Origin of the sequence: Pseudoalteromonas sp. US3C1004 (genome assembly GCF_048401065.1) — a bacterium.
Taxonomy (GTDB): Bacteria; Pseudomonadota; Gammaproteobacteria; order Enterobacterales; family Alteromonadaceae; genus Pseudoalteromonas; species Pseudoalteromonas undina.
The window spans coordinates 696,364-720,874 of record NZ_CP183073.1 but is presented as its reverse complement, the minus strand read 5'-3'; the positions used below and the strand labels follow the sequence as shown (position 1 = coordinate 720,874).

The following is a 24,511-nucleotide window of genomic DNA, read 5'->3' as shown; positions in this document are numbered from 1 at the left end:
TTAGCCTTCCTTCTCGATCGTAGTTAAGCAATCGCGTAGGGCTGCGCCGTACTCGTATTTGCCAGGACAAACGAAGGTGCATAACGCTAAATCTTCTTCATCTAATTCAAGCGCACCTAATGAAATTGCACTGTCTAAATCACGAGACAATAAGTCACGTAATAAAAGCGTTGGCAAAATATCAAGTGGCATAACACGCTCATAGCTTCCAAGTGGAACCATGGCACGTTTTGAACCGCCTGTAGACGTTGTCATTTTAAATAAACGACTCGGTGTAAGGTGAGACAAGAATGTACGCGTTACAGAGAATTTATCACTACCTGGTGCAATCCAGCCAAATAATTCTTTTTCGCGACCTTCAAGTAATACAGATACTTGAACGTGGTAACGACCTAAGAATGCATGAACACCAGACGACGTAGCACCTGCAAGTACAGAACCAGAAATAACACGGTTATCACCGTCTTCTAATTCACCTGCTACTAAGTCATCTAATGAAGCACCTAATTGTGTTTTCACTAAACGAGGATTCTTAACACGCGGACCTGCAAGCGAAATCACACGGTCTGTGTAAATTTCACCAGTAAGGAAAAGGTGACCATACGCAATAACGTCTTGGTAACCAATGTGCCAAACTTGCTTACTAGCAGATACTGGGTCAAGGTGATGGATATGTGTGCCAACAAGGCCAGCTGGGTGCACGCCACCAAACTCATGTACTTCTACTTGAGCAATAGGTGAACTAGGAACTTGACTGCCTGCTTGCTTACAAACAAATACTTTGCCATCGGTTAAACGTGACACAACAGCCAAACCTGCTTCAAACGCTTTCGCATTTTCAGCAATAACTACTGCAGGATCTGCAGCAAGTGGATTGGTATCGATAGCTGTCACAAAAATAGAGCTAGGATTTGCATCCAATGCCGCTATTTTACTAAATGGGCGAGCACGAAGTGCTGTCCATTGACCCGATTGAACTAGTACTTCTTTAGCTTTTTCACGGTCTAAGCTGTTAAGCTCAGTTTCCGAGAAAGAACCAAAGGTGATTTGCTCACTGCCGTTTACTTCAATAACAACAGATTGCAGAACACGTTTAGCACCGCGATTAATTTCTTTTACTGTACCAGAAGCTGGTGCAGTAAATAATACGCCTGGGTTCTTTTTATCTTCAAAAAGTACCTGGCCTTTTTTGACTTGGTCATCCACACGAACATGCATGGTTGGACGCATACCGATAAACTCTTCACCTAGCACAGCTACACGTTTGACGGCAGAACCATCATGAATAACTTGCTGAGGTGCGCCCTCTAAGGGTAAATCCAGACCTTTTTTTATATTGATCATACGCACTTGCACTACATTAACGGAAAGAAACTGAAAAATCGTACCAACCACGCCGCTATTTGTATTATTGCAAGCTATAAAATGACTCGCTATAGATACCAAACAAGCAGCGCAGTAAAACTCCTCACATATTGCTTTGATTTTAACATTATTGTGACTGACTATGCGAGTGTATTTATGAAAATTATACGAGAGAAACGTTTATTTAGTTTTGTAATTCATAATTAATAAAATACAAGCTAGACCAAAGTGGTAAATAAACCAACAAATAGCAAAATTTTTTTCAAATCAAGGCTAAAAAACAAAAAAGTCGCACTAGGCGACTTTTTCAAAATTGCATTACTAGCTACAGATTAATCAATCATATTTGCAATTGGCGCAACAGGATTAACATCTTGCTCGTAATCAACCGTATCAATGCCAAAACCAAATAGGCGTAAAAACTCATTATGGTAGCCCACGTAATCCGTTAACTCATCAATTGAACTTGTGTCTACACTATCCCAAATAGTTTGAACACGTGCTTGAACGTCATCTTCCAGCTCTTTGTAGTTTTGGAATAAATGTCCGCCCTCATCAAAACGTGGTGAATCACCGTATAGGTTTTCATTAAATAACGCATGAATTTGCTCAATTGTGCCCTCGTAAGTGCCATCAGCCTTCATCACTTTAAATAGTGCCGAAATGTAAAGCGGCATTATTGGGATTGCCGAGCTTGCTTGGGTAACAACCGCATTAAGTGAAGAAACGTAAGCTTCGCCATTTAAATCTTGGGTAGCGGCTTTAATAGCTGCAGTGGCACGGTCTAGATCTTCTTTTGCCTTACCTATGGTTGCATGTCCATATATTGGCCAAGTTAGTTCTTTACCAATGTATGTGTAAGCCGTTGTTTTAAAGTTATCTGCTAGTACATCAGCGTCTTTAAGGGCGTCAATCCACATTTCCCAGTCTTCGCCACCCATTACTTTAATGGTGTTGTCGATATCGTCTTGGTTTGCTGCTTCAACAGTTACTTCATCAATTTCACGCTTTGACGTATTTAAGTTTTTAGTCGTTACCGCATTACCAATTGGCTTAAGTGTTGAAGAAAACACTTCCCCTGTATTTGGATCAGTACGACGAGGTGATGCTAAGCTGTAAATAATACAGTCAACTTTACCTAATTCAGCTTTAATGGTGTCGATTGTTTTTTGTTTGATTTCGTTAGAAAACGCATCACCATTAATATTTTTAGACCATAAGCCTTCAGCTTCAGCGGCTGTTTGAAATGCCGCCGTGTTGTACCAACCCGCAGAGCCTGTTTTACGTTCAGTGCCTTCTTTTTCAAAGAACACACCCAATGTTTTAGCGCCACCACCAAATGCAGCGGTAATACGAGATGCAAGGCCATAACCTGTAGACGCACCAATAACTAATACATTTTTAGGCGCATTTTTTAATGCTCCTTGCTGCTTAACATAATTAATTTGTTCTTGAACATGCTCTGCACAGCCAACTGGGTGTGCATTGGTGCAGATAAATCCGCGAATTTTAGGCTTAATGACCATTGATCATCCTATATCTTTTACAATAAAAATTAGCGCTAGTTTAAAGGCTAAAACAAAAAAAACTGATCTGATCAGTTACGCACTGCTCAAACCACCTTCTAGCTACCTGTTATCCAACTTTTGAGCCGCCCATGCAATTAGGTGACTGCGGGGCTTCGCCGTCGTGCTCTGTAAATTCCTCAGGAGTATAAGTGTGCATAGCAAGCGCATGAATATGATTTGCCAGCTCATCTTTTAAAATTTCATTAATTTCACGATGACGCTGCAATAATCGCTTACCAGCGAATTCTTCACTGACTACAATCACTTTAAAGTGAGATTCAGTCCCCGCACTGTGCATATGGCTTTCGTTAATAACATTTAAATGCTTACACGCAATAGCATTTGCTAGCTTGTCACGTATTTGTTGTTGCATTGACATAAAAACCATCCTCAAAATTCAGTTATATGGTTACTATAACAACTGCGGCTACACCATGGCTAATGCTATTTAACTGAAACCATTATTAATATAGCGAAACGTTAAACTGATCCGCGGGTGTTTAAGTGTTGTTTGTTTAGGCAACGCATGTTGATAATTTTGTTGGCTCTGTCCGCTCATTATTAAACAACTACCACTTTGTAATTTGATGTTAGTAATGCTGTTGCTTACTTTGTGTTTAAGTTTAAATAACCGCTCTGCACCAAGCGACACACACGCTATGGTAGGCTCAGGCCCTAGCTCAGCCTCGTCATCGCTATGCCAACCCATACAATCGTGGCCATCCCGATAATAATTAACCAAAATTGAGTTAAATGGTTGCTGTAGGTGATTTTCTAAACGTGTTCGCATAGCAAGTAATACGTCTGGCCAAGGCTCTAAGTCGAGTTTATGCCCAGAATAACCGTACTCAAGATTTTCTTCGCTGATAAAACATTGTAGCCTAGGTATTGGCCCCGTTTTACCAAACACTGTAATGTTTGGCTGTTGCCAATTTAGGTTTTGCTGCAAATAATAAAATAAATCGAGGCTTTTTTGTGCGCTAAGTACCTTACTTTGATAAGAAAAGCCATTTGGTAACAGTTGGGGGTTGGCGTTTGGCGGTTGCATGTTAGAATTTACCTATCATTTGATTACCGATCATTAAACTATTATGACTACGCAAGCTACGCTCGGCGATAACACTTTTACTCTTGAACGCTTTCCTTTGGATCAAAAAAACCGCAGCTTACAAGCGTGGGATTCAGCAGACGAATACCTCATTGACTATGTTAATGAACACTATCCTGATTGTCGCTCGTTACTGATCTTAAACGACAGCTTTGGTGCACTTAGCTGTTACTTTAGCAAGCAACAATTAACAGTTTGTTCAGTAAACGACTCATATATTAGCCATCAGGCGGCTGCTTATAACTTAGCGGAAAACAAAATCGCGACGACTGCGTTTAGCCAGCTTGATAGTTTGTCGGCTCTACCTGAGCAAGTAGACCTTGTGTTGGTAAAAGTACCACGCACGTTGGCTTTTTTACAATATCAGTTATCTGAACTAAGCGAAGTGCTCGCACCAAATACGCCAGTTATTGGTGCTGCAAAAACTAAAGACGTACATAACTCTACTATTAAAGCATTTGAAAACTTTATTGGTGAGACGAAAACAAGTCTTGCAGTAAAAAAATCACGTTTAATTATTAGCCAAGCAGCCGGCGGTTATAAAGGCGCAGATTTCCCAGTCAGCTGGCCACTTGAAGGCACTGATTTTACAATAAGTAATCATGCCAATGTGTTTTCACGTGATTCACTTGATATTGGCGCACGTTTCTTTTTCAATTACTTGCCGCAAACAAATAAAGCAAAAAATATTATTGATTTAGGCTGTGGTAATGGCGTGGTTGGTTTAATGACATTAGCGCGCTGTCCTAATGCGCATATTAGCTTTGTTGATGAGTCGTATATGGCGGTTGAATCAGCTCGACTCAACATTGAATTAAACATGGAAGACAAGTTTGAACAATGTACTTTTATAGAGAATGATTGTTTAACTGACTTTGAACGTGAAAGTGCCGATATTGTATTGTGTAATCCGCCATTTCACCAAGCACAAGCAGTTACCGACCACATCGCGTGGCAAATGTTTAAACAAGCAAAAGACACATTAAAAGAAGGTGGCGAGCTGCGTATTATTGGCAATCGTCATTTAGATTATCATGACAAACTAAACCGTATGTTTGGTAACTGTACTTTATTAGGCTCTAATAAAAAGTTTGTGGTACTCAGCGCAACTAAAAATAGTGGGACGTTATAAATGAAACTCATAAAGATATTATTGAGCTGTTGTACTTTAGTGGTTTTTTCGGGATGTGCCAATCAGCCTAATCAGCTTATTCTCAATCCCGTCTATAAAAGTGGACAAATAAGCTCAATCAATAACAGCTTAAACACCAGCGTGATTGATTTACGTGGTGACAGTGCAACCTTAAAGCTTATTGAATCAAGCAAAACAAAAACCATTGCCAGCACGGGTATTACTGAGTCAGTTAAAAGTGCGCTAGACAGTGCGCTTAGTCGCAATGGCGCTAGCATTTCTAATTTAGCGCAATTGCGCTTTGAGTTAGATATTCACGCACTGCAAGCTGTGGTTACAGAAAAGCTAATGAGCCATACCAGTGATGCCAAGATTGAATTTGAAGTACGAGTGATTCGCCCTACCAGTAATTTCAGTAAGCGTTATAGCGGTAATGCTAATTTATCTGGACCACTTGGTCATGATAGGGCAAAAATTGAAGGTCAGCTCAATAAGTTGACTGAGCAGTTAATTACCCGCATTGTATCTGACCCTGAATTAATTGCATTTTTAGAAGGTTAATAATGAAGCAACTTTTTTTAATCTGCGTAAGCTTATTTTTTAGCGTAAATAGTTTAGCGGCACAAGAAGGCCGCTTTGTGCAAAAAGATAATATTTTCCCTCGAGTAGAAATTGTGACATCGTTGGGCAGTATTGTGGTTGAACTAGACCGCTCAAGAGCCCCTATTACGGTCAATAACTTTTTGACTTATGTGTCTGATAAAAGCTATCAAGGCAGTGTGTTTCATCGTGTAGAACGCGATGTAGAAAATGACCGTGACTTTGTAATTCAAGGCGGTGGTTATGATAAAGATTACGATGGCCTGCATGAAAACGACCCTATTTTTAATGAAAGCGGTAACGGCTTAACTAACGATATGTATAGCATTGCTATGGCCTATCAAGATCGAGAACCACACTCAGGAACGCGTCAGTTCTTTTTTAACATGGATGACAATGACCATTTAAACCCTGGACGTGATTGGGGATTTGCAGTGTTTGGCAGTGTTATGGAAGGTTATGAGACGCTCGATAAAATCATGGCTGTAAAAACGGGTTTTAATGACAAAATTGGCTACAACTTTGTCCCTGAAAAACCGGTTGTTATATTAAATATCAAGGTGCTTGAGCAAGTCCCTTTATAACTTTTTATCAGAGCAGCTTTGGCTGCTCTTTCTATGAGCCAATGAGCCCCTATGAATAGCACACTTTCTGTTCGCGAATACTTTTCTTATTTTAAAGATAAACGTTTAATTAATGTTTTTATATTTGGAATGAGCAGTGGTTTTCCGTGGGTGTTAATTGGCTCGGTAATGTCGGCTTGGCTTAAAGATGAAGGTTTGAGTCGCAGCATGATAGGCTTATTTGGCATTGTGTTTGGTGCCTATAGTATCAATTTTTTATGGTCGCCTTTAATAGATCGCACTAAACTGCCCTTTTTGTACAACTGGCTTGGTCAGCGTCGTAGTTGGATCCTGTTTTGCCAAAGCTTTATTTTACTTGGCACGTTACTACTTGCAGGGCTTGATCTAAAAGCAAACCTAGCGATTGCCGCCGCACTTTGCTTGCTGATCGCCATAGCCTCTGCAACGCAAGATATTGCTATAGATGCTTTTCGAATAGACACTCTTAGTGAAAATGAATCTCACAAAGCCACCGCAGCCGCCGCAATGGCTACATCAGGTTGGTGGACAGGTTATGCTTTATTAGGGGCTGTGCCCTTTTACATGGCAGATATGCCAAACATAGACTGGCCACAGGTTTATTATTTTTTATCTGCGATTATGCTGTTATTAATTAGCTGTGTGTTTTGGGCTAAAGAGCCGCAATCAAATCGCGAAGCCGTTCATGCCGAGCTAGAACGTGTTTACCTTGAAAAGCTCGCAACAACTAAACAAACTCCACTGACAAAAACGCTCGCATGGTTAGGCGTTACCGTGGTTGACCCATTTAAAACCTTTTTTGCTAAAAATGGGGTTAAAACCGCTTTAGCACTGCTGGCATTTATTTTCTTATTTAAAATTGGTGAAGCATTTTTAGCACGAATGTCGATTGTATTTTATAAGGAAGTGGGCTTTAGTAATACCCAAATAGCAAATTACTCCAAGCTGGGCACGGGTTTAATCACCATTGTATTTGCCTTTTTGGGCAGTATTTTTAACCACAAATATGGCATAGTAAAAGGCTTATTTATTAGTGGCGTAGCCATGGCTGCATCTAACTTAATGTTTTCTTGGATTGCCTTAGCAGGGCCACAAGAACACTTATATGCAATGGCGATTGTAGTTGATGGTTTTACCCAAGCTTGGTCTTTAGTGGCGATGGTTGCTTTTATATCTATGCTGTGTGACAGAGCATTTAGCGCCACCCATTATGCGCTATTAGCATCATTGGGTAATTTAGGACGTACGTTATTATCGAGTTATAGTGGCGTAGTTATCGATGATTGGCTAATGGGGAATTGGTCATTATTTTTTGTTTTAACAGCACTTATGGTTTTACCTTCATTAATATTTTTATATCTAATTAGGCACAAACTATATGCATTAGAGCAAAATTATCATAGTAGGTAACACCTAATGCATCCCTGCATTAGTATTGGCTGTAGACGTTAGATTTAACTTTACGATTACAGCCTAACAGCGTTAGTCAGCTTTAATTAAGCTTAATGCTTCATACGGGTCGACTTCTAATGCATTACAGTAGCGAACAAACTCAATCACATCTAAGCGACGCTCTTGATTTTCAATTTTGCCAATAAAAGAATGTGGCGTACCCAAAATTTGCGCTAGGCTGCGCATTGTGTAGCCTTTTTCATGGCGCTTAGTTTTAAGCCACTTTGTTAACTTTGCATTTTCTTCCGAAGATACGGTTTTACCCATCATATACAACTCCTACTCGTTGTTTAACTGTACATATTGCCAAGAGCTCATTGTGATCAACACTGAAAACTCACTGCCACTAACTAAGGCGCAGTGTAAACGCTTACAATTCAATCAACAAAAACCCTCAAATATGTACTAACTCTTTATTATTGTGAAAAATGAAACCTTGCCCGTTTCATTCTTGGATACATTATATACCATTCACCGTTGATCTGAATGATTAATTGGTAATTCTACGATTAAAGTTTAACAACAAATATTTACTAAGTCTGAATAAGGTTAAATATTTTATAACTTTTTTGTTTCATTTAAATATAAGCTGTTTATTATTAAGGTCTATTGACCCTAGCTTATAGAGATCAAATCATGTTTAGACTACTCTTTTTACTACCTATTATTTTGTGCTTAGGTTGGTACTTTTTTTTACGCCATTATGCTATTCCATTAAAGCAGGGTAAAAAAGGCTTTATCTATATTTTAGTCTTCTCTGCGTTTGTGCTTGGCTTTTTTGTGTTAATGATGCAAATAACAGAGTACAGCCCAACTGAGTTATGATTTTTTAAACACATAAAAAAACCGCTGATTAAGCGGTTTTTTTTGGATAACGATATTTTTATACGCTAAAACTAGCACCACAACCACATGTAGTGGTCGCATTAGGATTTGAGACAAAAAAACGTGCCCCCTCTAATCCTTCGGTGTAGTCAACTTCGCCATCAACTAAATATTGGATACTCATAGGGTCAATGACTAAGGTAACCCCATTTTTAACAATTTCTAAATCGCCAGGATTCGCTTTTTCATCAAAAGTAAAACCGTATTGAAAACCTGAACACCCACCGCCTGTGACATAAACACGCAGTTTTAGATCTGGGTTTTCTTCTTCGTCGATTAACTGTTTAACACGCACAGCGGCTGCGTCGCTAAACTTAATGGGTAATTCTTCAGACATCTTATAACCCTCAATACCTTAATACTAATGCGCGAGATTATCTAATACCTGAGTGTTTTAATCAAGTATAGTTAATCCTGCTTCTACGCTCCAATGCTAACATGGCTTGTTTAGCTCACTCTGTGAATAGGTGCAGTATAAATTAAATTTAAATTAATCTGTTGTTAAAAATCTCAAGGACTTCCCTAGACTATTTTGATAAACTTGACGCCTAAAAATGCTACGGGGAAATAAAGCATGTGGCTTGAGCGACTGAGACGTCGATTAGCAAAACCAAAAACATCCGTACAATTATGCTTATTAGGCGTAAGTGCCGGATTAATTGCTGCATTTTTTATTATACTGTTCCGCTTAACCATTTTATTTTTTCAAAGTTTATTTCTAGAAACCCCTGACGATTTTACCACCCTACCCACTTTAGAACGGGTATTAATGCCTTTAGTTGCAGCGTTATTAATAGCTACATTTGCGGCTTTCACTGGCTTTAAACATTACCGCTTAGGTATTCCTTTTGTAATACACAGAATCAAGCGCCATTACGGGCAAATGCCACTGTATAACACGGTTAATCAGTTTGTTGGTGGTGCACTGGCGCTGATCAGCGGTTTTTCTGTTGGCCGCGAAGGCCCATCAGTTCACATGGGAGCAGCAGGGGCGAGCATATTAGCAAATAAATTACACTTACCTCACAACGCTATGCGTACCCTCAGTGGTTGTGGCGTTGCCGCGGGAATTGCTGCGTCGTTCAATACCCCGCTTGCTGCGGTTATTTTTGTAATGGAAGTGGTGCTCAGAGAATACAAAGTGCATATTTTTGTGCCGATAATGCTCGCAGCCGTTACCGGTGCATTAGCCACTCAATTTGTATTTGGTGAAGGCTCAGAACTTGCGCTAATAAGCATTGCCCCCTTAAGTGGGTGGCATTACCCCTATTTAATTTTGTGCGGCATGGGGCTGGGCGCGGTGGCTTATGCTTTTAATCAAAACTTAATGCTGATTATTAAAACCTTTAAACCACTAAGTATGTTTCCTCGTTTAATAATTGCAGGGTGTATTGCCAGCTTAATTGCCTATGCAGTTCCACAAGCTATGGGCTCAGGGATGAGTGCGATAACCATTGCTGTAGAGTCACCTGAAAACATGCAACTACTTACCACTATTTTAATTGCTAAGTTATTAGCCACCTTGTTTGCTATTGGCTTAGGTATTCCTGGTGGGTTAATTGGTCCGGTTATTGGACTTGGTGTTTTAACCGGCACTTTAATGGCATTTTTTGCCCAGTTTATTAGCCCAGGAACTGACATAGCTGGTACTTATGGGGTGCTCGGCATGGCAGGCTTACTAGCTGCCACATTGCACTCTCCCTTAGCGGCACTAACTACCGTGATGGAGCTGACCTCTTCACCGGAAATTATTGTACCGGCGATGATCGTCATTACCACCGCCTACGTTACAGCTTTGCAGGTATTTGGTAACCGCTCTATATTTTTACAGCAATTAGACTTTCAGGGATTACCTTACCATGTATCTCCGGCCACTGAGGCATTACAAAAAGTAGGGGTGATGGATGACATGGATGAAGACTTTAAATTGCTCTACTCTGACGATAAAGAGCAAATAAAAAACAGTCTAGATGCCATGGACAGCCAAACACCGTTAATTGTGTTTGACGAGGAAAATGGTTATTGCCTAGCTGAATATGACTTAAGTTTAATGTCTGATCAGGCGGTCAATATAAAGTACATTAGCTTACAAGGTATCAGCAGCCAGGCCACTCTTGCAGATGCCTTTGAAATTTTAAATGATAAACGCAGTGGTGCACTTTATGTATATAACTTATTAGATAATCAACAAATTATGGGATTACTAAGGTGGGATCAAATCCATCATATTCTAACCATACGTAACAGTTTACTTTAACAATAATGAGAACAGTATGAGCGCATTATTAATTTACAAAACCTTGCACGTATTTTTTATGATTGCTTGGTTTGCCGGTATTTTTTACCTTCCTCGACTTTTTGTTTATCACGCTATGAGTGAAGAAAAATCGTGTAACTCAATGCTAAAAGTAATGGAACGTCGGCTGCTTTATTTTGTTACCCCCTTTGCTGTGCTTACCGCAGTGTTTGGCGTATTAACTATTGTTGAATACGGCCGCGAATGGTTTCGTTACAGTATGTGGCTGCATTATAAACTAGTGCTGGTAATCATTTTATATATTTATCATGGCTACTGTTTCAAATTATTAGCTGATTTTAAACACGATAGAAATACAAAAAGCGATCGGTTTTACCGAATTTTCAACGAGCTACCTGTTTTAGCGTTACTCGTTATAGTTGCTTTAGCCATTATTAAGCCAAGCTTTTAAATACAGGATTATAAATTACACTGCCAAGTCGCAAACTAAGTTTGTATAATACGCGCGATTGCGTGCTCCTTTATGGATTATCGCGCCTTTTTGAATAACTAGGAATAACCCCATGTTCAGTTTCCAAGGTGAAAATATACTCTCTGTTAATCAACTCGATCGAGACTGTATTGAACGCATATTTGCTGTAGCAAAAAAAATGGAGCCATACGCAAAAAAACAAAAGCGTACCAATGTGCTTGAAGGCGCTATTTTAGCGAATCTATTTTTTGAACCTAGTACGCGTACTCGTGTTAGTTTTGGCACTGCGTTTAACTTACTCGGTGGACTGGTTCGTGAAACCACCGGTATGCAAAGCTCTGCGCTTGCTAAGGGCGAGTCACTATATGATACCGCACGTGTTATTTCAGCCTATGCTGATGCGGTTGCAATGCGCCATCCAGACTCAGGCTCGGTAGCTGAATTTGCAACAGGTTGCAGCGTACCAGTAATAAATGGTGGCGATGGACCCAATGAGCACCCTACTCAAGCGCTGCTTGATTTATTAACTATTGAGCGTGAACTTAGCCGCTTCGATCAAAATATTGATGGTATGCACATTGCGCTAGTCGGCGATTTAAAATATGGCCGAACCGTTCACTCGCTATCAAAGCTATTATGTCATTACAAAAATATTCGCTTTTCAATGGTTGCCCCTAATGGCTTGCAAATGCCTGACTCAATTTTATCTGCCGTTGAAAATGCAGGACATAAAATTGAACTAGTTGATAAAATGGAAGGTAACTTAGCGGCCGATATTGTTTATCAAACACGCATTCAAGAAGAGCGTTTTCCGTCTCAAGAGGAAGCTAATAAATACCGTGGTGGATTTAGAATTAGCCAGTCTATTTACAATTCCCATTGCAAACCGAACTCGGTGTTAATGCACCCGCTTCCTCGCGATAGCCGTTTAGAGGCAAACGAACTTGATAACGACTTAAATGCTAACGACAATCTAGCAATATTCCGCCAAGTACAAAATGGCGTACTTATTCGTATGGCGCTGTTTGCTTTAACCCTCGGCGTAGAAAACAAAGTCGAGCAGTATGAAGTAGACGTTCCTTGGTTTAGCCGCAAACGCGATAGCTAAGCTTTTAATTTTAAAGTGATAAAACAATAGGATTTTTCATGACAATTAGCCAAGACTTATTTAAACGAGCTCAAGACTCTATTCCTGGTGGCGTAAATTCACCAGTGCGTGCTTTTAATGGTGTAGGTGGTACTCCGCTGTTTATTACTAAAGCACAGGGCGCGTTTACATTTGATGCTGATGGCAACCGTTACATTGATTATGTGGGCTCTTGGGGCCCAATGATTATGGGCCACAATCACCCTGAAATAAAACAAGCAGTGCATGATGCGGTAGAAAATGGTTTAAGCTACGGTGCACCTACCGAAGCTGAAATTTTAATGGCTGAAAAAGTTAAAGAGCTAGTCCCATCTATCGAAAAAGTACGTATGGTAAGCTCAGGTACTGAAGCAACAATGAGTGCAATTCGCTTAGCTCGTGGTTTTACTGGTCGTGACAAAATTTTAAAGTTTGAGGGTTGTTACCACGGCCATGCAGATTCACTGCTAGTAAAAGCCGGCTCTGGTGCATTAACTATGGGTGTACCTAACTCTCCAGGCATTCCTGAAGATTTAGCTAAGCACACCCTTACGGTTTCGTTTAACAATATTGAAGAAGTGAAAGCAATTTTTGCTAAATACGCCGATGAAATCGCGTGTATTATTGTTGAGCCAGTTGCAGGTAACATGAACTGTATCCCACCAGTACCTGGCTTTTTAGAAGGACTGCGTGAAGTCTGTGATCAGTACCAATCTGTGCTTATTTTTGACGAAGTAATGACAGGTTTTCGTGTAGCCCTTGGTGGCGCTCAAGCTTATTACAACATCAAGCCAGACCTAACCTGTTTAGGTAAAGTAATTGGTGGTGGCATGCCAGTTGGCGCATTTGGTGGTAAAACAGAGATTATGGATTACATAGCCCCTGTAGGCCCTGTTTATCAAGCAGGTACACTGTCAGGAAATCCAATTGCGATGGCTGCAGGTTTAAAATCACTTGAGTTACTTAGTGCACCTGGCGTTCACGAAAAACTAGAAGCCATTAGTAAAGCGATTTGTGAAGGCTTTGAAGCCGCAGCTAAAAAAGTAGGTATTGCCTTAACTACTAACTACGCTGGCGGCATGTATGGCTTTTTCTTTACTGATGCAGAAAAAGTAACTACTTACCAACAAGCTACTGAATGTGATTTAGAGCGCTTTAAAAAGTTCTTCCACTTAATGCTTGAAGAAGGTGTTTATTTAGCGCCTTCAGCGTTTGAAGCTGGTTTTGTTTGTGCTGCGCATACAGAGCAAGAAGTTCAGGCAACGATTGAAGCGGCAGAGCGCGCTTTTGCTAAACTATAACGTTTAGCTCATAAGATCGCTTACCCATAAAAAAAGCCCTTTCGGGCTTTTTTTGTTTTTATTACTTAGCGAATACATTGGGGCCTTGGTTTAAACTCACTGGCCCTAAGCGGTAATTGAATCACTTTGCCACACCCTGGTGGTGCTTGCTTCCCGGTTTGCTCGTTTACAAATGCCCACCGAATTGAAGGTGGACGGGTATCGGCAATTGCTTGCGGGTTTAAGGGTTTTAAATAACGAATATAGGTTTCAAGCGCGCCGACACTGCCGGTTAAGCCAGTGCTTTTATTATCATCACGACCTAACCATGCAACCGTCACTGTATTTTGATCAAATCCAGCAAACCAGCTGTCGCGTAATTCGTTACTAGTACCTGTTTTACCTGCGAGCTGAATCGACGGAAAATGTAAATTTAAGCGTTTAGCGGTGCCATCTTTAGTTACTCGCTTCATAGCGTATTTGGTCATGTACATGGCATCTTTATCAAAGCGTTGTTCGTTACTCACTTTATGCTTATAAAGTACTTTACCAACAGAGTCGGTTAATGCCGAGATAGACGTCAGCTCCCTGTATTCGCCATCAGCAGCAATAGTGGTATAAAGCTGGGCCACTTCAAAACTCGACATTTCAATAGCCCCTAATAGCAGCGACGGGTATTCATTAATATGGCCTTTAGCACCTAGTCCTCTGAGTGTATTAGCAACTTTATCAACCCCAACATCAAGCCCTAAGTTAACTGCCGGAATATTAATGCTGTGGCTGAATGCTTTATAAAGAGGCACGGCGCCTCGGTATTGATGATCAAAGTTTTCTGGCTGCCATACTTTTCCCTCTTCGTTGGTGACTTGCACGGGTGAATCATCAAGCAACGTCGCTAAATTATAATGAGGAAGCTGCAGTGCACTTAAATACACTGCCGGTTTAACTAATGAGCCAATATTGCGCTTGGTATCAAGTACGCGGTTAAACCCTGAATAGCGCACATCACGTCCAGAGACTAACGCTGATACACCAGCTTTTTCAACATTAACGGAGATCATCGCCGCTTCTAATTCTTTGGTATTTGGACGCCTTTCCAAATAAGGTAAACTGGCCTTAATCGATTCTTCCATTGCGGTTTGTTTTTGCAAGTCGAAGTAGGTAAATACGCGCACCCCTGCATCTAATACTTCTTGATCAGGTAGCAGCTGTTTCAACTCGCGATTAACCAACTCCAAGTAACCTGGGTAAGACTTTTGTAAGCTGGCTTTCATTGGCGCAATATCAATTGCGCGCTTTAATGAGGCTCGATACTCTTTAGTGGAAATAAGTTTGTTATCGACCATTAAACGCAGCACTAAGTCACGACGCTCCATAGCACGTTCTTTATAACGTCTAGGGTTATAATAAGAAGGGCCTTTAACCATGGCCACCAGCAGAGCAATTTGGTCGTACTCAAGTTCATCAACGGGTTTTGCAAAGTAAAACTCAGCAGCCAGCCCCATCCCATGTACTCCTTGGTTATAAGACTGACCTAGGTAGACTTCGTTTAAATAGGCTTCGAGAATCTGATCTTTTGAATAACGATAATCAAGAATAAGCGCAATAAAAGCTTCATTGATTTTACGTACTAATGAACGTTCACGGGTAAGGTAAATATTTTTAGCTAGCTGTTGCGTCAGTGTGCTGCCCCCTTGCACGGTTCTTCCTGCGCGAATATTGGTATATAAAGCCCGTAAAATAGAAAATACCGATACCCCGTGGTGATCATAAAAATCGCGGTCTTCGACCACTAACAAAGCATTTTTAAGCATGTCAGGAAATTTATCTAATGGCACAAATTCGCGGTCTTGTTTTGAGTCATTACCTATACGGGCTATTTGTACAGGCTCTAATCTGGCAGTGTTTAAGCGACGACCGAATTTATCTTTAATACTGGCAACCTTTTCCCCAGAGAAACGTAATTCAATTACATGAGCATTTTCTAAACCATCATAAAATTCAAAATCACGACGAAAAATCTTAATACTATTAGCTGTTTTAATATATTGCCCTGTGCGGCTCAAGCGATTAACTGCCGTGTAATTTAAACGTTTAAGCTCCCATAAAACTTCTTGCTCAGATAAAAACTGCCCAGGAAAAAACGTCATTGAACGCGCATACACTTGGGCTGGAAGTTGCCATTTGTTGCCTTCAAATTGGCGGGTGATTTTTGCATCAAGATAAATAAAGTAAAGTGCTACAGCGATGAAAGTCGCCAGACTCAGTTTCCAAAAAATAGAAAACAAAGTTTTTAAAAATGGCCGTTTAGCCGAACTTGCGGTTTTTTTTGCAGCACTTTTTCGCGCTGATGTTTTAGATGACTTAGTAGCACGCTTAGTCGAAGATTTACTGGTCGGTGTTTTCTTTTTTTCAGCCATTTAAGTGTAATACATTCCAAAGGTTGATTTAACGCGAGGAGCTTATCACATTACTCTAACACCTGAAAAATTAACCCTTCCTGAAATCAAAAAAGCCCTAACTGAGTAGGGCTTTGATTGAACACACAATACTTTTACTTTTAATTACTTCTTACTGAAACAAATTCTGGGTAAGCATCAATACCACAATCATGTTGATCCATACCGTTTAGCTCTTCCTCTTCGGTAACACGAATACCCATAGTTTGTTTTAAGACTGCCCAAACAATGAATGAAGCGATAAACACAAAGCCAATGATACATAGTAAACCAATTAACTGTGCCACAAGGTTAGCCTCGGCATTAGTAACCGGCACTAATACCACACCTAATATGCCACATACACCATGCACAGAGATGGCACCTACAGGGTCGTCAATTTTCACTTTATCAAGTGCCACAATGCTTAGTACAACCAAAGATCCACCTAGTAGGCCATATAAACACGCCATTAATGGTGATGGTGATAATGGATCTGCAGTAATAACCACTAAGCCTGCAAGTGCGCCATTAAGTACCATGGTTAAATCTGCCTTACCCCATAATAACTTACATAAGAACAAGGCTGATATTGCACCCATAGCTGCAGCAGCATTGGTGTTAAGTAGTATTTGACCTACTGCAGTTGCATTTTCTTTATCTGAAATTAATAACTGTGATCCACCGTTAAAGCCAAACCAACCCATCCATAAAATAAATGTACCCAATGTAGCAAGTGGCAAGTTTGAACCTGGAATTGGGTAAATTTCACCATTTTTACCATATTTACCTTTACGTGCACCCAGTAGAATTACACCCGCAAGCGCTGCAGCTGCACCGGTTGCATGGACAATGGCAGAACCTGCAAAATCAACAAAGCCTAATTCAGATAGGAAGCCGCCACCCCATGTCCAGTAACCTTCAATTGGGTAAATTAATCCTGTAAGTACTACTGTAAACACTAAGAAAGCCCATAACTTCATACGCTCCGCTACGGCGCCAGATACAATAGACATAGCCGTTGCAACAAATACTACTTGGAAGAAAAAATCAGACTCTAGTGAATGATCGGCGTCTGCCGCTTGACTACCTATTAGGCCACCAAATGAAGGAATTATTCCGCCTTCAACGTTGTCTACATACATAATGTTGTAACCGACCAACAAAAACATAGTACAAGCGATAGAATAAAGTGCGATATTTTTAGTTAGAATTTCTGTGGTATTTTTTGAGCGCACTAAACCTGCTTCTAACATTGCAAAACCAGCTGCCATCCACATAACTAAGATGCCAGAGATTAAAAAGTAAAACGTATCGAGCGAAAACTTCAGCTCTATAATTGTATTTTCCATGTTGCCCCCTTAAATAGCATCATCATCAAGTTCGCCAGTACGAATACGGACAATTTGATCTAAGTCGTAAACAAAAATTTTGCCGTCACCAATTTTGCCCGTTCCAGCAACTTTGGTAATGGTTTCTACAACGCGTTGGCAATTTTCACTACGAGTGGCAATTTCAAGTTTAATTTTAGGTATAAAGTCAACTTGATACTCTGCACCACGGTATAACTCTGTATGACCTCTTTGACGTCCAAACCCCTTAACGTCAACCACGGTCATTCCTTCGATGCCTAAATCAGCGAGTGCTTCACGCACATCATCTAGTTTGAATGGCTTTATTATTGCACTGATCATTTTCACAAAGGCCCCCTTAGGACACTAGCTTGTTATTGTATTTGCTCTATGCAATCCAACCTTTGTGCCACCTTTAAATTACAAATAAAAACAGAGGGTTATTAAATTAAATAATATAAAAAACAAAAAAGCGCACCATTTAGGTGCGCTTTTTTTAAGCAAAATACAGAATTGGTGCGAGTCGATAAATACGCAAATAATCGTCTTTAACTAACCGTTACACTCTCGCCAAATACACATTGATAATGTATTTAAGATTAAAGTTACTCTGTCGCATCGAAAGACAAAGCCGGTTTTTTAGCATCACTTAGCCATATTGACTCCATAGTTTGCACCACTCGAAAGTGAAACTCTTCATGGGTAAAGGGTTTAGTTAAAAAGTCATTCGCACCTGATTTAATAAATCGTGCAGCAACGCCATAACTATATACATCAGCTAAACCAATAATGGCCAATTGCTCACGGCTTTTAATATTACGCATAGCTCTAATTAATTCAAAACCATTCATACCTGATAAGTTATGGTCAGTGATCACTAAGTTGATAGCCTGATCATGCTCAAGTATATGAAGAGCTTGCGCACTATTATCAACAGTAATGACGTCAAACAATTGTTTTTCGAGCATTTGCTTAACCAAGCTACTGCTCAATAAGGAATTATCTACAACCAGCGCTTTGCGCCCCTGGTTACGCAATAACTGTGCTACAAATTTTATGGCGTAAAGATAAGAGTCGCGATTATCTTTAATGACGTAATCGATAATACCTAATTCCAGCATTTTTAAACGTGTATGTTCATCTGTTTGCGTTGTCATCACCAACGTAGGGATACCTTGCGACAGTGTAAAGCGAGTTAAATCAGTATCGATTTGCCCACCAACAGATAAATCAACTAACGCGAGCGAATAACTAGTTTGATTTAGTAACTTTTTACATTGAGTAAGTGACTGAGCGAAATCAACCCGCACATCAAGATAATGAGCAGCAATATGTTTGAGTACCTGTTGTACCCTTATATTATCTTCAACAATTAAAACCCGTTGCATAAACTCCCTTTCATTTACGTTCACCCTTTATGGTAACAAACCTAAAAATAAATCACTCTCAAGCATCCATTTAAAAACAATTAAAGCGACCAATAACCTAAAAAACTTAATTAATAATTAAATTTTTTAATCGCCTTAAACTTACAGTATGGCATACACATCAAGTATATTTCGCCCGTTTGCTATGTTGAGATTAATCTTAATTACATAAACTCAACGATTATTATCGGCAGCTAGTCTCAATACTTTTGTTTTTTACTCAAATATCGCTATAACTGCAGTACATAAAACAAAAAGGGTTAGTTATGAAATTTAGTCGAAGTCTATTTTTACCCATTGCCGCTATTGCACTTACATTTTCGAGTGCAACGTTTGCCGATAATCAACGCCGTATTGATATCGACAGTAAAGTAGTTACTCAGCACAAAGCAAAAATAAATAACGAACGATTTTCTTATACGGTAGCAACAGGCACACAGCCAGTATGGGATAACAAGGGTGATGCCATTGCAACCCTTCAATACACTTACTACACCCGCGATAAAGTAGATGATAGAACAAAGCGTCCATTACTTATTTCATTTAATGGTGGCCCTGGTTCAGCATCAGTTTGGATGCATTTAGCTTACACCGGCCCTCGTGTTTTAAAAATTGACGACGAAGGCTACCCAATTCAACCTTATGGTGTAAAAGATAACCCTTATTCGGTTTTAGATGTAGCGGATATCGTTTATGTAAATCCTGTAAATACAGGTTATTCACGTGTTGTAGAAGATAAAGACGGTAACCTTTTACCCAAAGATAAACAAAAAGAGCTATTTTTTGGCGTTAATGCCGATATAAAGTACCTCGCAGAATGGCTTAATACTTTTGTATCTCGAAATGAACGTTGGCGCTCTCCAAAGTTTTTAATTGGTGAAAGCTATGGTACTACTCGTGTATCGGGTTTAGCGCATGAGCTGCAAAATAGTCAGTGGATGTACATTAACGGTGTTGTACTCGTATCTCCTACCGATATCGGTATTAAACGCGACGGACCAGTAAAAGCAGCTAACCGCCTACCTTACTTTGCAGCTACTGCATGGTACCACAAAGCATTAAACGCCGATTTACAAGCAAAAGATTTAGACGAGCTATTACCGGAAGTTGAACAGTTTACCGTTAATGAGCTTATTCCTGCGCTTGCAAAAGGCGGCTTTATTGCGCCTGACGAAAAACGTCGTATTATTAAAAAAATGGCTGAATATGCGGGTTTATCTGAAACATTTGTTAGTCAAAACAATTTAGATATTCCAACACAGTTTTTTTGGAAAGAGTTATTGCGTGAACGCGGACAAATGGTTGGTCGACTGGATTCGCGCTATTTAGGCATAGATAAACGCGATGCCGGTGAGTCACCAGATTACTGGGCAGAGCTTACATCATGGCTGCACTCTTTCACTCCTGCAATTAACTATTATCTTCGTGAAGAGCTTAATTACAAAACCGATATCAAATATAACTTATTTGGTAACGTTCACCCATGGGATAGAAGCGGAAATAATACCGGTGAAAATTTACGCTTAGCCATGGCTCAAAACCCTTATTTAAATGTAATGGTTCAGGCGGGCTACTTTGACGGTGCAACCAATTACTTTGATGCCAAATATACTATGTGGCAATTAGATCCAAGTGGTAAAATGCAAGATAGGTTAAGCTTTAAAGGCTACCGCAGTGGCCATATGATGTATCTACGCCACGCAGATTTAGAAAGCTCTAATAACGATTTACGCGAGTTTATAAATCAGTCTTTACCCAAAGACGGTGAATCCGCTAAATACTAATTAGCTTTTACCCACTAAAAAGTGACCTCTTAGGTCACTTTTTTGCTTATAACCGCGGCAATTCGCCATGTGTGCAATCCCCAGTACGAATAACGGTTGGCTTTGCTATGTACTGCTTAGTAGTGAGTATTTCAGCAAGATTTATTAGCGTCTTAAGGGTACTTTTTAAAGCGACCCGATTATTTAACCATGTAGGTATCTTGCCGCCTGGTAACGCATACACTTGATAACTAATGTGTAAATTTTCCGCCTGCTGAGTTAGCAACCACGTTGCATTTAAGGTGCTTATTCTTATTACCCCTTTAGTTTTAGGTAAAAAATCTGGGCGCGCGTGAATACTAAGCTGCGTTTGCAACGAACTCACCCTTATATAGCACGAATAAGTAATCACATCCCTATTGCTAACAGGCCACGGGCTATCAATATAACTATAAACTAAGTTTTCTGAAGGGCTTAAACTTTTGAGTAACGTGACCTTAGTAATGTTTTCTATCCAGCTAGGGGCTGTATCGGTATCACTAAGTAAAGCAACTAAATCCTCTGCGGTGACATTGTTAACCACCGTTTCAGCTTTCATTTTCAAGGTATCGTCAGTTAAACGCTGAAAATAAACACTTACCCCTTGTTTACTTTCGTAAAGTTGCCAAGATGGCTGTGAACACACATTGGTAGCAAAACACAAAAGTGAAAAAATCATGCACTTTTGCAGCAAAGTCCGGCCACAAAAGTGCTTAGTCATTAAAGCCAATAAGGTTCTGTATCAAATGAAGCATGTCGACTTTGCTCCATGGCACTGACTAAAAAGTCAGATTTTTGCTCTAACCATAGTTGTATTTTTGCCAGTTGAGCATCTTCTTGCCCGCCACACAGCTGTTTTAAATAATCAAGCGTGCTTAACTCATACATCCCATGAGAAATATCCAGCCAAGGGAGCCTAAATTCTAATCGCTCATCTTTATTAAACAGTGCGCCTAAACAATTACCACTGAGTAAGCTATTTTCTAATTGAGTGCGAAAGTTTAAGTAATCATTGCCTGCTAAGCTTTGCTCTTTAGGGAGTAAACGGTGTAAGTTTTTCCAATCTTTATCAAATAAGCGATGAGCAATATCTACAATAGGTTGCTCTGCATTTTGAAGCTCTGCTTGGCTCCAATCTTTACGCCACTGCTTATTTATCAGCCACGTTGTTAAGCTCAGCAATAAACGGTTGTAGCGTGCACTATGAAAAAGCGAAAAAATATCGTCAATGCTCGGCTGTAACTCTTTTAAATCGTTAATAACTTGCGTTAACGCTGGGGCGCTATTTATTTTTTTATAAAAAGCATGGCGCTTAGAAGTATAAGTTTTTAACTGAATTGCATTTTCAACCCATGCTAACTCACTTAATAGCCACTTGAGTTCTGTTCTGAGTTGCTCGGTACTTTCTTTACTAACAATATCGTCAAACAACCAAAAGTTGTGGCGAATTAAGCTAATGCCGTCGGTTACACGTTTTAATGTTTTTAAACTTGGCTTATCGAAATAGCATTGCTCGTGTTTTTGCACAAAGCGAATACCAAACCCCATAGCTTCAATAAGGGCTTGCTCTTGAGTGGCTTGCTTATTAAGTTTCACAAAGCCGATTGATTTACTTGGTTGAAGCGGCGTGTCATCCGCAAGGCGGTAGCCTCTTGCTGCTTTTGAATAGAGCCCTAAACGAATGCTGTTTTGGCTCACTAATATATCTGCAAAAGCAAATAGCTCCTCACGACTACCTTCAACCAGCTCGATTTCAAGCTCGCTGATGATTTCTACCTTACCTGACGCAGCAATTTCACCTTTATCTAATACCACTTCAATTTTGGCACCATTTGGGGTTTCTATTAACCACGTACGGCGAATAAAATTAGTACTAAAAATAGGGAATAGATTTTGTGATATGGCATCAATTTGCATACCGTGAGGCCAAATTGATGAATCAAACGCCATTAGATTTGGCCGGTTTGTTTCTATTGGAAGATTGTACTCTGGGCGCTGATGTAAGCCCCCTACCACTTCTCCAGCTAGCTTAATTGTTTGCTCACAGCGCTCGTCTGTACAACGCGTTCTAAAGCCAATATCGAGTGCTCTTAACTCTCTGCTTGGTGTATCATAATAAGCATTTTGCAAACTTTTAGAAGGTTTGTTTGTGACTGTTTTTGCAAATTGAGTAATTAGTGAGGGGATCAGTGGAATGACGTCATCTGATACCAAAAATTTCAGTTCTATCTCAGTATCCATTAGGCTTGCGGATTACCCTTAAAATTAATAAGTGCTCAAAATAAACAAAGCAGCCCTATATTGCAAATTTTTTAGTCATAAACACACAAGCAAAATGCTCTGGTTACAATATCTGTCTTGCTATTAAACTATTAAATCCATACTATCTATATACTTATGCGAAATAAAAATCACGTTCACAACGGACACTGCTAGATTAACAAGGTAGATAAATGCTAAAACACTGTTTACTATGGCTGCTTTTAACAGCCGCCCCGTTTATGAGCCAAGCAGAGGAAGCTCAATCAACGTCGCCGACTAATGCTAAAACAGCTTATATAATCGATAATTTGTATACTTTCATGCGCTCAGGTGCCAGTAAAGACTATCGTTTACTTGGTTCAATAGATGCAGGTACGCAACTCACTTTATTATCTGATGAACAAAATGGTTTTATAAAAGTTAAAGATGATAAAGATCGTGAAGGCTGGGTAGAAGCTAAATTCATTAGTGAATCAGCTGGTTTAAAACAACAATACCAAGCCCTCAATAATGAAATAAGCACTATGCAAAATAGACTTCGTCAAGCGCAAGTTGAGTTACCTGAGCTGCAAGAGCAAAACGCACAGTTAACCGAACAAAACGCGCAACTATTAGCACAAATTAGTCAGTTACAAGGTGAGCTTTCTCAAGAACAACAGCTAAAACAAGCAACCAGTGCTAAAGAAAAACGCCAGTTGCTTACTTACGGTGGAGCCATTGCATTTTTAGGTTTGTTCTTAGGAATTATCTTAACTATCGTGTTATCACGCAGAAAACGCTATGAAGGTTGGGCATAAGCTTAACTTAATACAGCAGGCATAAAAAAAGCATCACATGATGCTTTTTTTATGCCTGCTGTGTTTTTTCTTAAAAGAATATCTACGTTATATATCTAAACGAAGCCCAGGGTCTTGTTTGATTTTTTCTATTACCATGTAAGTGTGGTGTGTGCCCACTCCCGGGATATCAACCAAGTCACCTAATACTTCTCTGTATTCATCCATGTTGGAAACGCGAATTTTTAATAAATAGTCATAACCACCCGCTACCATATCACACTCAACAACCTGCTTAATTTTAAGAATGTGTTCACGAAATACTTTAAATACGGCTGTATTTGAAGTAACTAATGATACCTGCACATGGGCCACTAGGCTTTGATTAAGTTTTTCCTCACTTAATTTAGCGAAATACCCCTCAATATAGCCCTCTTGCTCTAAACGTTTAACCCTATCTAAACAGGGACTGGGACTTAAATTCACCTGCTTTGCGAGGTTAACATTTGAAATTCTACCATTGCGCTGCAAAACGTCTAAAATTGATATATCGATACGATCAAGCAGGCGTAATCTATTCGGATTAGTCATATCAGTATTTTATATG

The 24,511-nt window shown here is 39.8% G+C and carries 24 protein-coding genes; 11 read left to right on the top strand and 13 right to left on the bottom strand.

Annotated features, from left to right (window positions below):
• The 4 genes from ACNSN3_RS03330 to ACNSN3_RS03315 all read right to left on the bottom strand — a co-directional run bounded on the left by ACNSN3_RS03330 (position 1) and on the right by ACNSN3_RS03315 (position 3,981).
• Positions 1-1,344 (bottom strand): Na(+)-translocating NADH-quinone reductase subunit A, encoded by a 1,344-nt coding sequence (locus ACNSN3_RS03330; protein ID WP_054202028.1) that lies wholly within the window; start codon positions 1,342-1,344, stop codon positions 1-3.
• A gap of 353 nt (positions 1,345-1,697) precedes the next feature.
• Complete coding sequence (gene fabV, locus ACNSN3_RS03325) at positions 1,698-2,891, bottom strand: enoyl-ACP reductase FabV (RefSeq protein WP_054202027.1); 1,194 nt, start codon at positions 2,889-2,891, stop codon at positions 1,698-1,700.
• A gap of 109 nt (positions 2,892-3,000) precedes the next feature.
• Positions 3,001-3,312 carry a BolA family protein gene (locus tag ACNSN3_RS03320; RefSeq protein ID WP_010391086.1) on the bottom strand — a complete coding sequence of 104 codons (312 nt, stop codon included), beginning with the start codon at positions 3,310-3,312 and terminating at the stop codon, positions 3,001-3,003.
• A 69-nt stretch (positions 3,313-3,381) separates the two neighbouring features.
• Entirely contained in the window at positions 3,382-3,981 is a 600-nt protein-coding gene (locus ACNSN3_RS03315) for an alpha-ketoglutarate-dependent dioxygenase AlkB family protein (RefSeq protein WP_138569945.1), read from the bottom strand.
• A 43-nt stretch (positions 3,982-4,024) separates the two neighbouring features.
• Between ACNSN3_RS03315 and ACNSN3_RS03310 the strand changes: the two genes are divergently transcribed.
• Genes ACNSN3_RS03310 through ACNSN3_RS03295 form a run of 4 tightly spaced genes read left to right on the top strand, consistent with a single transcriptional unit; the run spans position 4,025 to position 7,785 of the window.
• Positions 4,025-5,173 (top strand): methyltransferase, encoded by a 1,149-nt coding sequence (locus ACNSN3_RS03310; protein ID WP_055011632.1) that lies wholly within the window; start codon positions 4,025-4,027, stop codon positions 5,171-5,173.
• Positions 5,174-5,734: a YajG family lipoprotein gene (locus ACNSN3_RS03305; protein WP_008111881.1), complete on the top strand. Its 561-nt coding sequence runs from the start codon at positions 5,174-5,176 to the stop codon at positions 5,732-5,734.
• Positions 5,735-5,736: 2 nt separating this feature from the next.
• Positions 5,737-6,357, top strand: coding sequence for a peptidylprolyl isomerase (locus ACNSN3_RS03300; protein WP_008111880.1), 621 nt, complete (start codon positions 5,737-5,739; stop codon positions 6,355-6,357).
• A 51-nt stretch (positions 6,358-6,408) separates the two neighbouring features.
• Entirely contained in the window at positions 6,409-7,785 is a 1,377-nt protein-coding gene (locus tag ACNSN3_RS03295) for an AmpG family muropeptide MFS transporter (RefSeq protein WP_054202024.1), read from the top strand.
• Positions 7,786-7,857: 72 nt separating this feature from the next.
• Here ACNSN3_RS03295 and ACNSN3_RS03290 read toward each other — a convergent pair whose 3' ends face one another.
• Entirely contained in the window at positions 7,858-8,097 is a 240-nt protein-coding gene (locus ACNSN3_RS03290) for a helix-turn-helix domain-containing protein (RefSeq protein WP_008111877.1), read from the bottom strand.
• A gap of 366 nt (positions 8,098-8,463) precedes the next feature.
• On the opposite strand from ACNSN3_RS03290, the gene ACNSN3_RS03285 reads away from it, so the two are divergent.
• Complete coding sequence (locus ACNSN3_RS03285; protein WP_054202023.1) at positions 8,464-8,652, top strand: hypothetical protein; 189 nt, start codon at positions 8,464-8,466, stop codon at positions 8,650-8,652.
• 58 nt (positions 8,653-8,710) lie between these two features.
• Here ACNSN3_RS03285 and erpA read toward each other — a convergent pair whose 3' ends face one another.
• Positions 8,711-9,049: an iron-sulfur cluster insertion protein ErpA gene (gene erpA, locus ACNSN3_RS03280; RefSeq protein ID WP_002958911.1), complete on the bottom strand. Its 339-nt coding sequence runs from the start codon at positions 9,047-9,049 to the stop codon at positions 8,711-8,713.
• A gap of 237 nt (positions 9,050-9,286) precedes the next feature.
• Between erpA and ACNSN3_RS03275 the strand changes: the two genes are divergently transcribed.
• From ACNSN3_RS03275 to hemL, 4 genes are all read left to right on the top strand, one after another.
• Positions 9,287-10,969: a chloride channel protein gene (locus ACNSN3_RS03275; protein WP_418608566.1), complete on the top strand. Its 1,683-nt coding sequence runs from the start codon at positions 9,287-9,289 to the stop codon at positions 10,967-10,969.
• A gap of 16 nt (positions 10,970-10,985) precedes the next feature.
• On the top strand, positions 10,986-11,420 hold the full coding sequence (locus ACNSN3_RS03270) for a CopD family protein (protein ID WP_010391077.1): 435 nt from the start codon (positions 10,986-10,988) through the stop codon (positions 11,418-11,420).
• A gap of 112 nt (positions 11,421-11,532) precedes the next feature.
• Complete coding sequence (locus ACNSN3_RS03265; RefSeq protein WP_418608565.1) at positions 11,533-12,549, top strand: aspartate carbamoyltransferase; 1,017 nt, start codon at positions 11,533-11,535, stop codon at positions 12,547-12,549.
• Between the two features lie 38 nt (positions 12,550-12,587).
• On the top strand, positions 12,588-13,868 hold the full coding sequence (hemL, locus tag ACNSN3_RS03260; protein WP_008111861.1) for a glutamate-1-semialdehyde 2,1-aminomutase: 1,281 nt from the start codon (positions 12,588-12,590) through the stop codon (positions 13,866-13,868).
• Between the two features lie 65 nt (positions 13,869-13,933).
• On the opposite strand, the gene mrcB is transcribed toward hemL, so the two are convergent.
• The 4 genes from mrcB to ACNSN3_RS03240 form a co-directional block, all read right to left on the bottom strand.
• Positions 13,934-16,267 carry a penicillin-binding protein 1B gene (gene mrcB / locus ACNSN3_RS03255; protein WP_193049258.1) on the bottom strand — a complete coding sequence of 778 codons (2,334 nt, stop codon included), beginning with the start codon at positions 16,265-16,267 and terminating at the stop codon, positions 13,934-13,936.
• Between the two features lie 140 nt (positions 16,268-16,407).
• Complete coding sequence (locus ACNSN3_RS03250) at positions 16,408-17,637, bottom strand: ammonium transporter (RefSeq protein ID WP_054202014.1); 1,230 nt, start codon at positions 17,635-17,637, stop codon at positions 16,408-16,410.
• Positions 17,638-17,646: 9 nt separating this feature from the next.
• A complete protein-coding gene (locus tag ACNSN3_RS03245; RefSeq protein WP_010391070.1) occupies positions 17,647-17,985 on the bottom strand; it encodes a P-II family nitrogen regulator in 339 nt (112 codons plus the stop codon).
• 257 nt (positions 17,986-18,242) lie between these two features.
• A complete protein-coding gene (locus ACNSN3_RS03240) occupies positions 18,243-19,025 on the bottom strand; it encodes a response regulator (protein ID WP_418608564.1) in 783 nt (260 codons plus the stop codon).
• Positions 19,026-19,330: 305 nt separating this feature from the next.
• On the opposite strand from ACNSN3_RS03240, the gene ACNSN3_RS03235 reads away from it, so the two are divergent.
• Complete coding sequence (locus ACNSN3_RS03235; protein ID WP_138594128.1) at positions 19,331-20,848, top strand: S10 family peptidase; 1,518 nt, start codon at positions 19,331-19,333, stop codon at positions 20,846-20,848.
• A gap of 46 nt (positions 20,849-20,894) precedes the next feature.
• Here ACNSN3_RS03235 and ACNSN3_RS03230 read toward each other — a convergent pair whose 3' ends face one another.
• A complete protein-coding gene (locus ACNSN3_RS03230; RefSeq protein WP_418608563.1) occupies positions 20,895-21,587 on the bottom strand; it encodes an START domain-containing protein in 693 nt (230 codons plus the stop codon).
• Positions 21,587-23,107: a CYTH and CHAD domain-containing protein gene (locus tag ACNSN3_RS03225; RefSeq protein WP_008111845.1), complete on the bottom strand. Its 1,521-nt coding sequence runs from the start codon at positions 23,105-23,107 to the stop codon at positions 21,587-21,589. Before ACNSN3_RS03225 ends, ACNSN3_RS03230 begins: the two co-directional genes overlap by 1 nt.
• A 212-nt stretch (positions 23,108-23,319) precedes the next feature.
• On the opposite strand from ACNSN3_RS03225, the gene ACNSN3_RS03220 reads away from it, so the two are divergent.
• Complete coding sequence (locus tag ACNSN3_RS03220) at positions 23,320-23,925, top strand: TIGR04211 family SH3 domain-containing protein (protein ID WP_008111843.1); 606 nt, start codon at positions 23,320-23,322, stop codon at positions 23,923-23,925.
• An 87-nt stretch (positions 23,926-24,012) separates the two neighbouring features.
• On the opposite strand, the gene ACNSN3_RS03215 is transcribed toward ACNSN3_RS03220, so the two are convergent.
• Positions 24,013-24,495, bottom strand: coding sequence for a winged helix-turn-helix transcriptional regulator (locus ACNSN3_RS03215; protein WP_010391063.1), 483 nt, complete (start codon positions 24,493-24,495; stop codon positions 24,013-24,015).
• Positions 24,496-24,511: the final 16 nt, after the last annotated feature.

Bases quoted from the DNA above. Each gene is read 5' to 3' on its own strand.
- ACNSN3_RS03330 (WP_054202028.1), bottom strand. From the start codon at position 1,344: ATGATCAATATAAAAAAAGGTCTGGATTTACCCTTAGAGGGCGCACCT.
- fabV (WP_054202027.1), bottom strand. From the start codon at position 2,891: ATGGTCATTAAGCCTAAAATTCGCGGATTTATCTGCACCAATGCACAC.
- ACNSN3_RS03320 (WP_010391086.1), bottom strand. From the start codon at position 3,312: ATGTCAATGCAACAACAAATACGTGACAAGCTAGCAAATGCTATTGCG.
- ACNSN3_RS03315 (WP_138569945.1), bottom strand. From the start codon at position 3,981: ATGCAACCGCCAAACGCCAACCCCCAACTGTTACCAAATGGCTTTTCT.
- ACNSN3_RS03310 (WP_055011632.1), top strand. From the start codon at position 4,025: ATGACTACGCAAGCTACGCTCGGCGATAACACTTTTACTCTTGAACGC.
- ACNSN3_RS03305 (WP_008111881.1), top strand. From the start codon at position 5,174: ATGAAACTCATAAAGATATTATTGAGCTGTTGTACTTTAGTGGTTTTT.
- ACNSN3_RS03300 (WP_008111880.1), top strand. From the start codon at position 5,737: ATGAAGCAACTTTTTTTAATCTGCGTAAGCTTATTTTTTAGCGTAAAT.
- ACNSN3_RS03295 (WP_054202024.1), top strand. From the start codon at position 6,409: ATGAATAGCACACTTTCTGTTCGCGAATACTTTTCTTATTTTAAAGAT.
- ACNSN3_RS03290 (WP_008111877.1), bottom strand. From the start codon at position 8,097: ATGATGGGTAAAACCGTATCTTCGGAAGAAAATGCAAAGTTAACAAAG.
- ACNSN3_RS03285 (WP_054202023.1), top strand. From the start codon at position 8,464: ATGTTTAGACTACTCTTTTTACTACCTATTATTTTGTGCTTAGGTTGG.
- erpA (WP_002958911.1), bottom strand. From the start codon at position 9,049: ATGTCTGAAGAATTACCCATTAAGTTTAGCGACGCAGCCGCTGTGCGT.
- ACNSN3_RS03275 (WP_418608566.1), top strand. From the start codon at position 9,287: ATGTGGCTTGAGCGACTGAGACGTCGATTAGCAAAACCAAAAACATCC.
- ACNSN3_RS03270 (WP_010391077.1), top strand. From the start codon at position 10,986: ATGAGCGCATTATTAATTTACAAAACCTTGCACGTATTTTTTATGATT.
- ACNSN3_RS03265 (WP_418608565.1), top strand. From the start codon at position 11,533: ATGTTCAGTTTCCAAGGTGAAAATATACTCTCTGTTAATCAACTCGAT.
- hemL (WP_008111861.1), top strand. From the start codon at position 12,588: ATGACAATTAGCCAAGACTTATTTAAACGAGCTCAAGACTCTATTCCT.
- mrcB (WP_193049258.1), bottom strand. From the start codon at position 16,267: ATGGCTGAAAAAAAGAAAACACCGACCAGTAAATCTTCGACTAAGCGT.
- ACNSN3_RS03250 (WP_054202014.1), bottom strand. From the start codon at position 17,637: ATGGAAAATACAATTATAGAGCTGAAGTTTTCGCTCGATACGTTTTAC.
- ACNSN3_RS03240 (WP_418608564.1), bottom strand. From the start codon at position 19,025: ATGCAACGGGTTTTAATTGTTGAAGATAATATAAGGGTACAACAGGTA.
- ACNSN3_RS03235 (WP_138594128.1), top strand. From the start codon at position 19,331: ATGAAATTTAGTCGAAGTCTATTTTTACCCATTGCCGCTATTGCACTT.
- ACNSN3_RS03230 (WP_418608563.1), bottom strand. From the start codon at position 21,587: ATGACTAAGCACTTTTGTGGCCGGACTTTGCTGCAAAAGTGCATGATT.
- ACNSN3_RS03225 (WP_008111845.1), bottom strand. From the start codon at position 23,107: ATGGATACTGAGATAGAACTGAAATTTTTGGTATCAGATGACGTCATT.
- ACNSN3_RS03220 (WP_008111843.1), top strand. From the start codon at position 23,320: ATGCTAAAACACTGTTTACTATGGCTGCTTTTAACAGCCGCCCCGTTT.
- ACNSN3_RS03215 (WP_010391063.1), bottom strand. From the start codon at position 24,495: ATGACTAATCCGAATAGATTACGCCTGCTTGATCGTATCGATATATCA.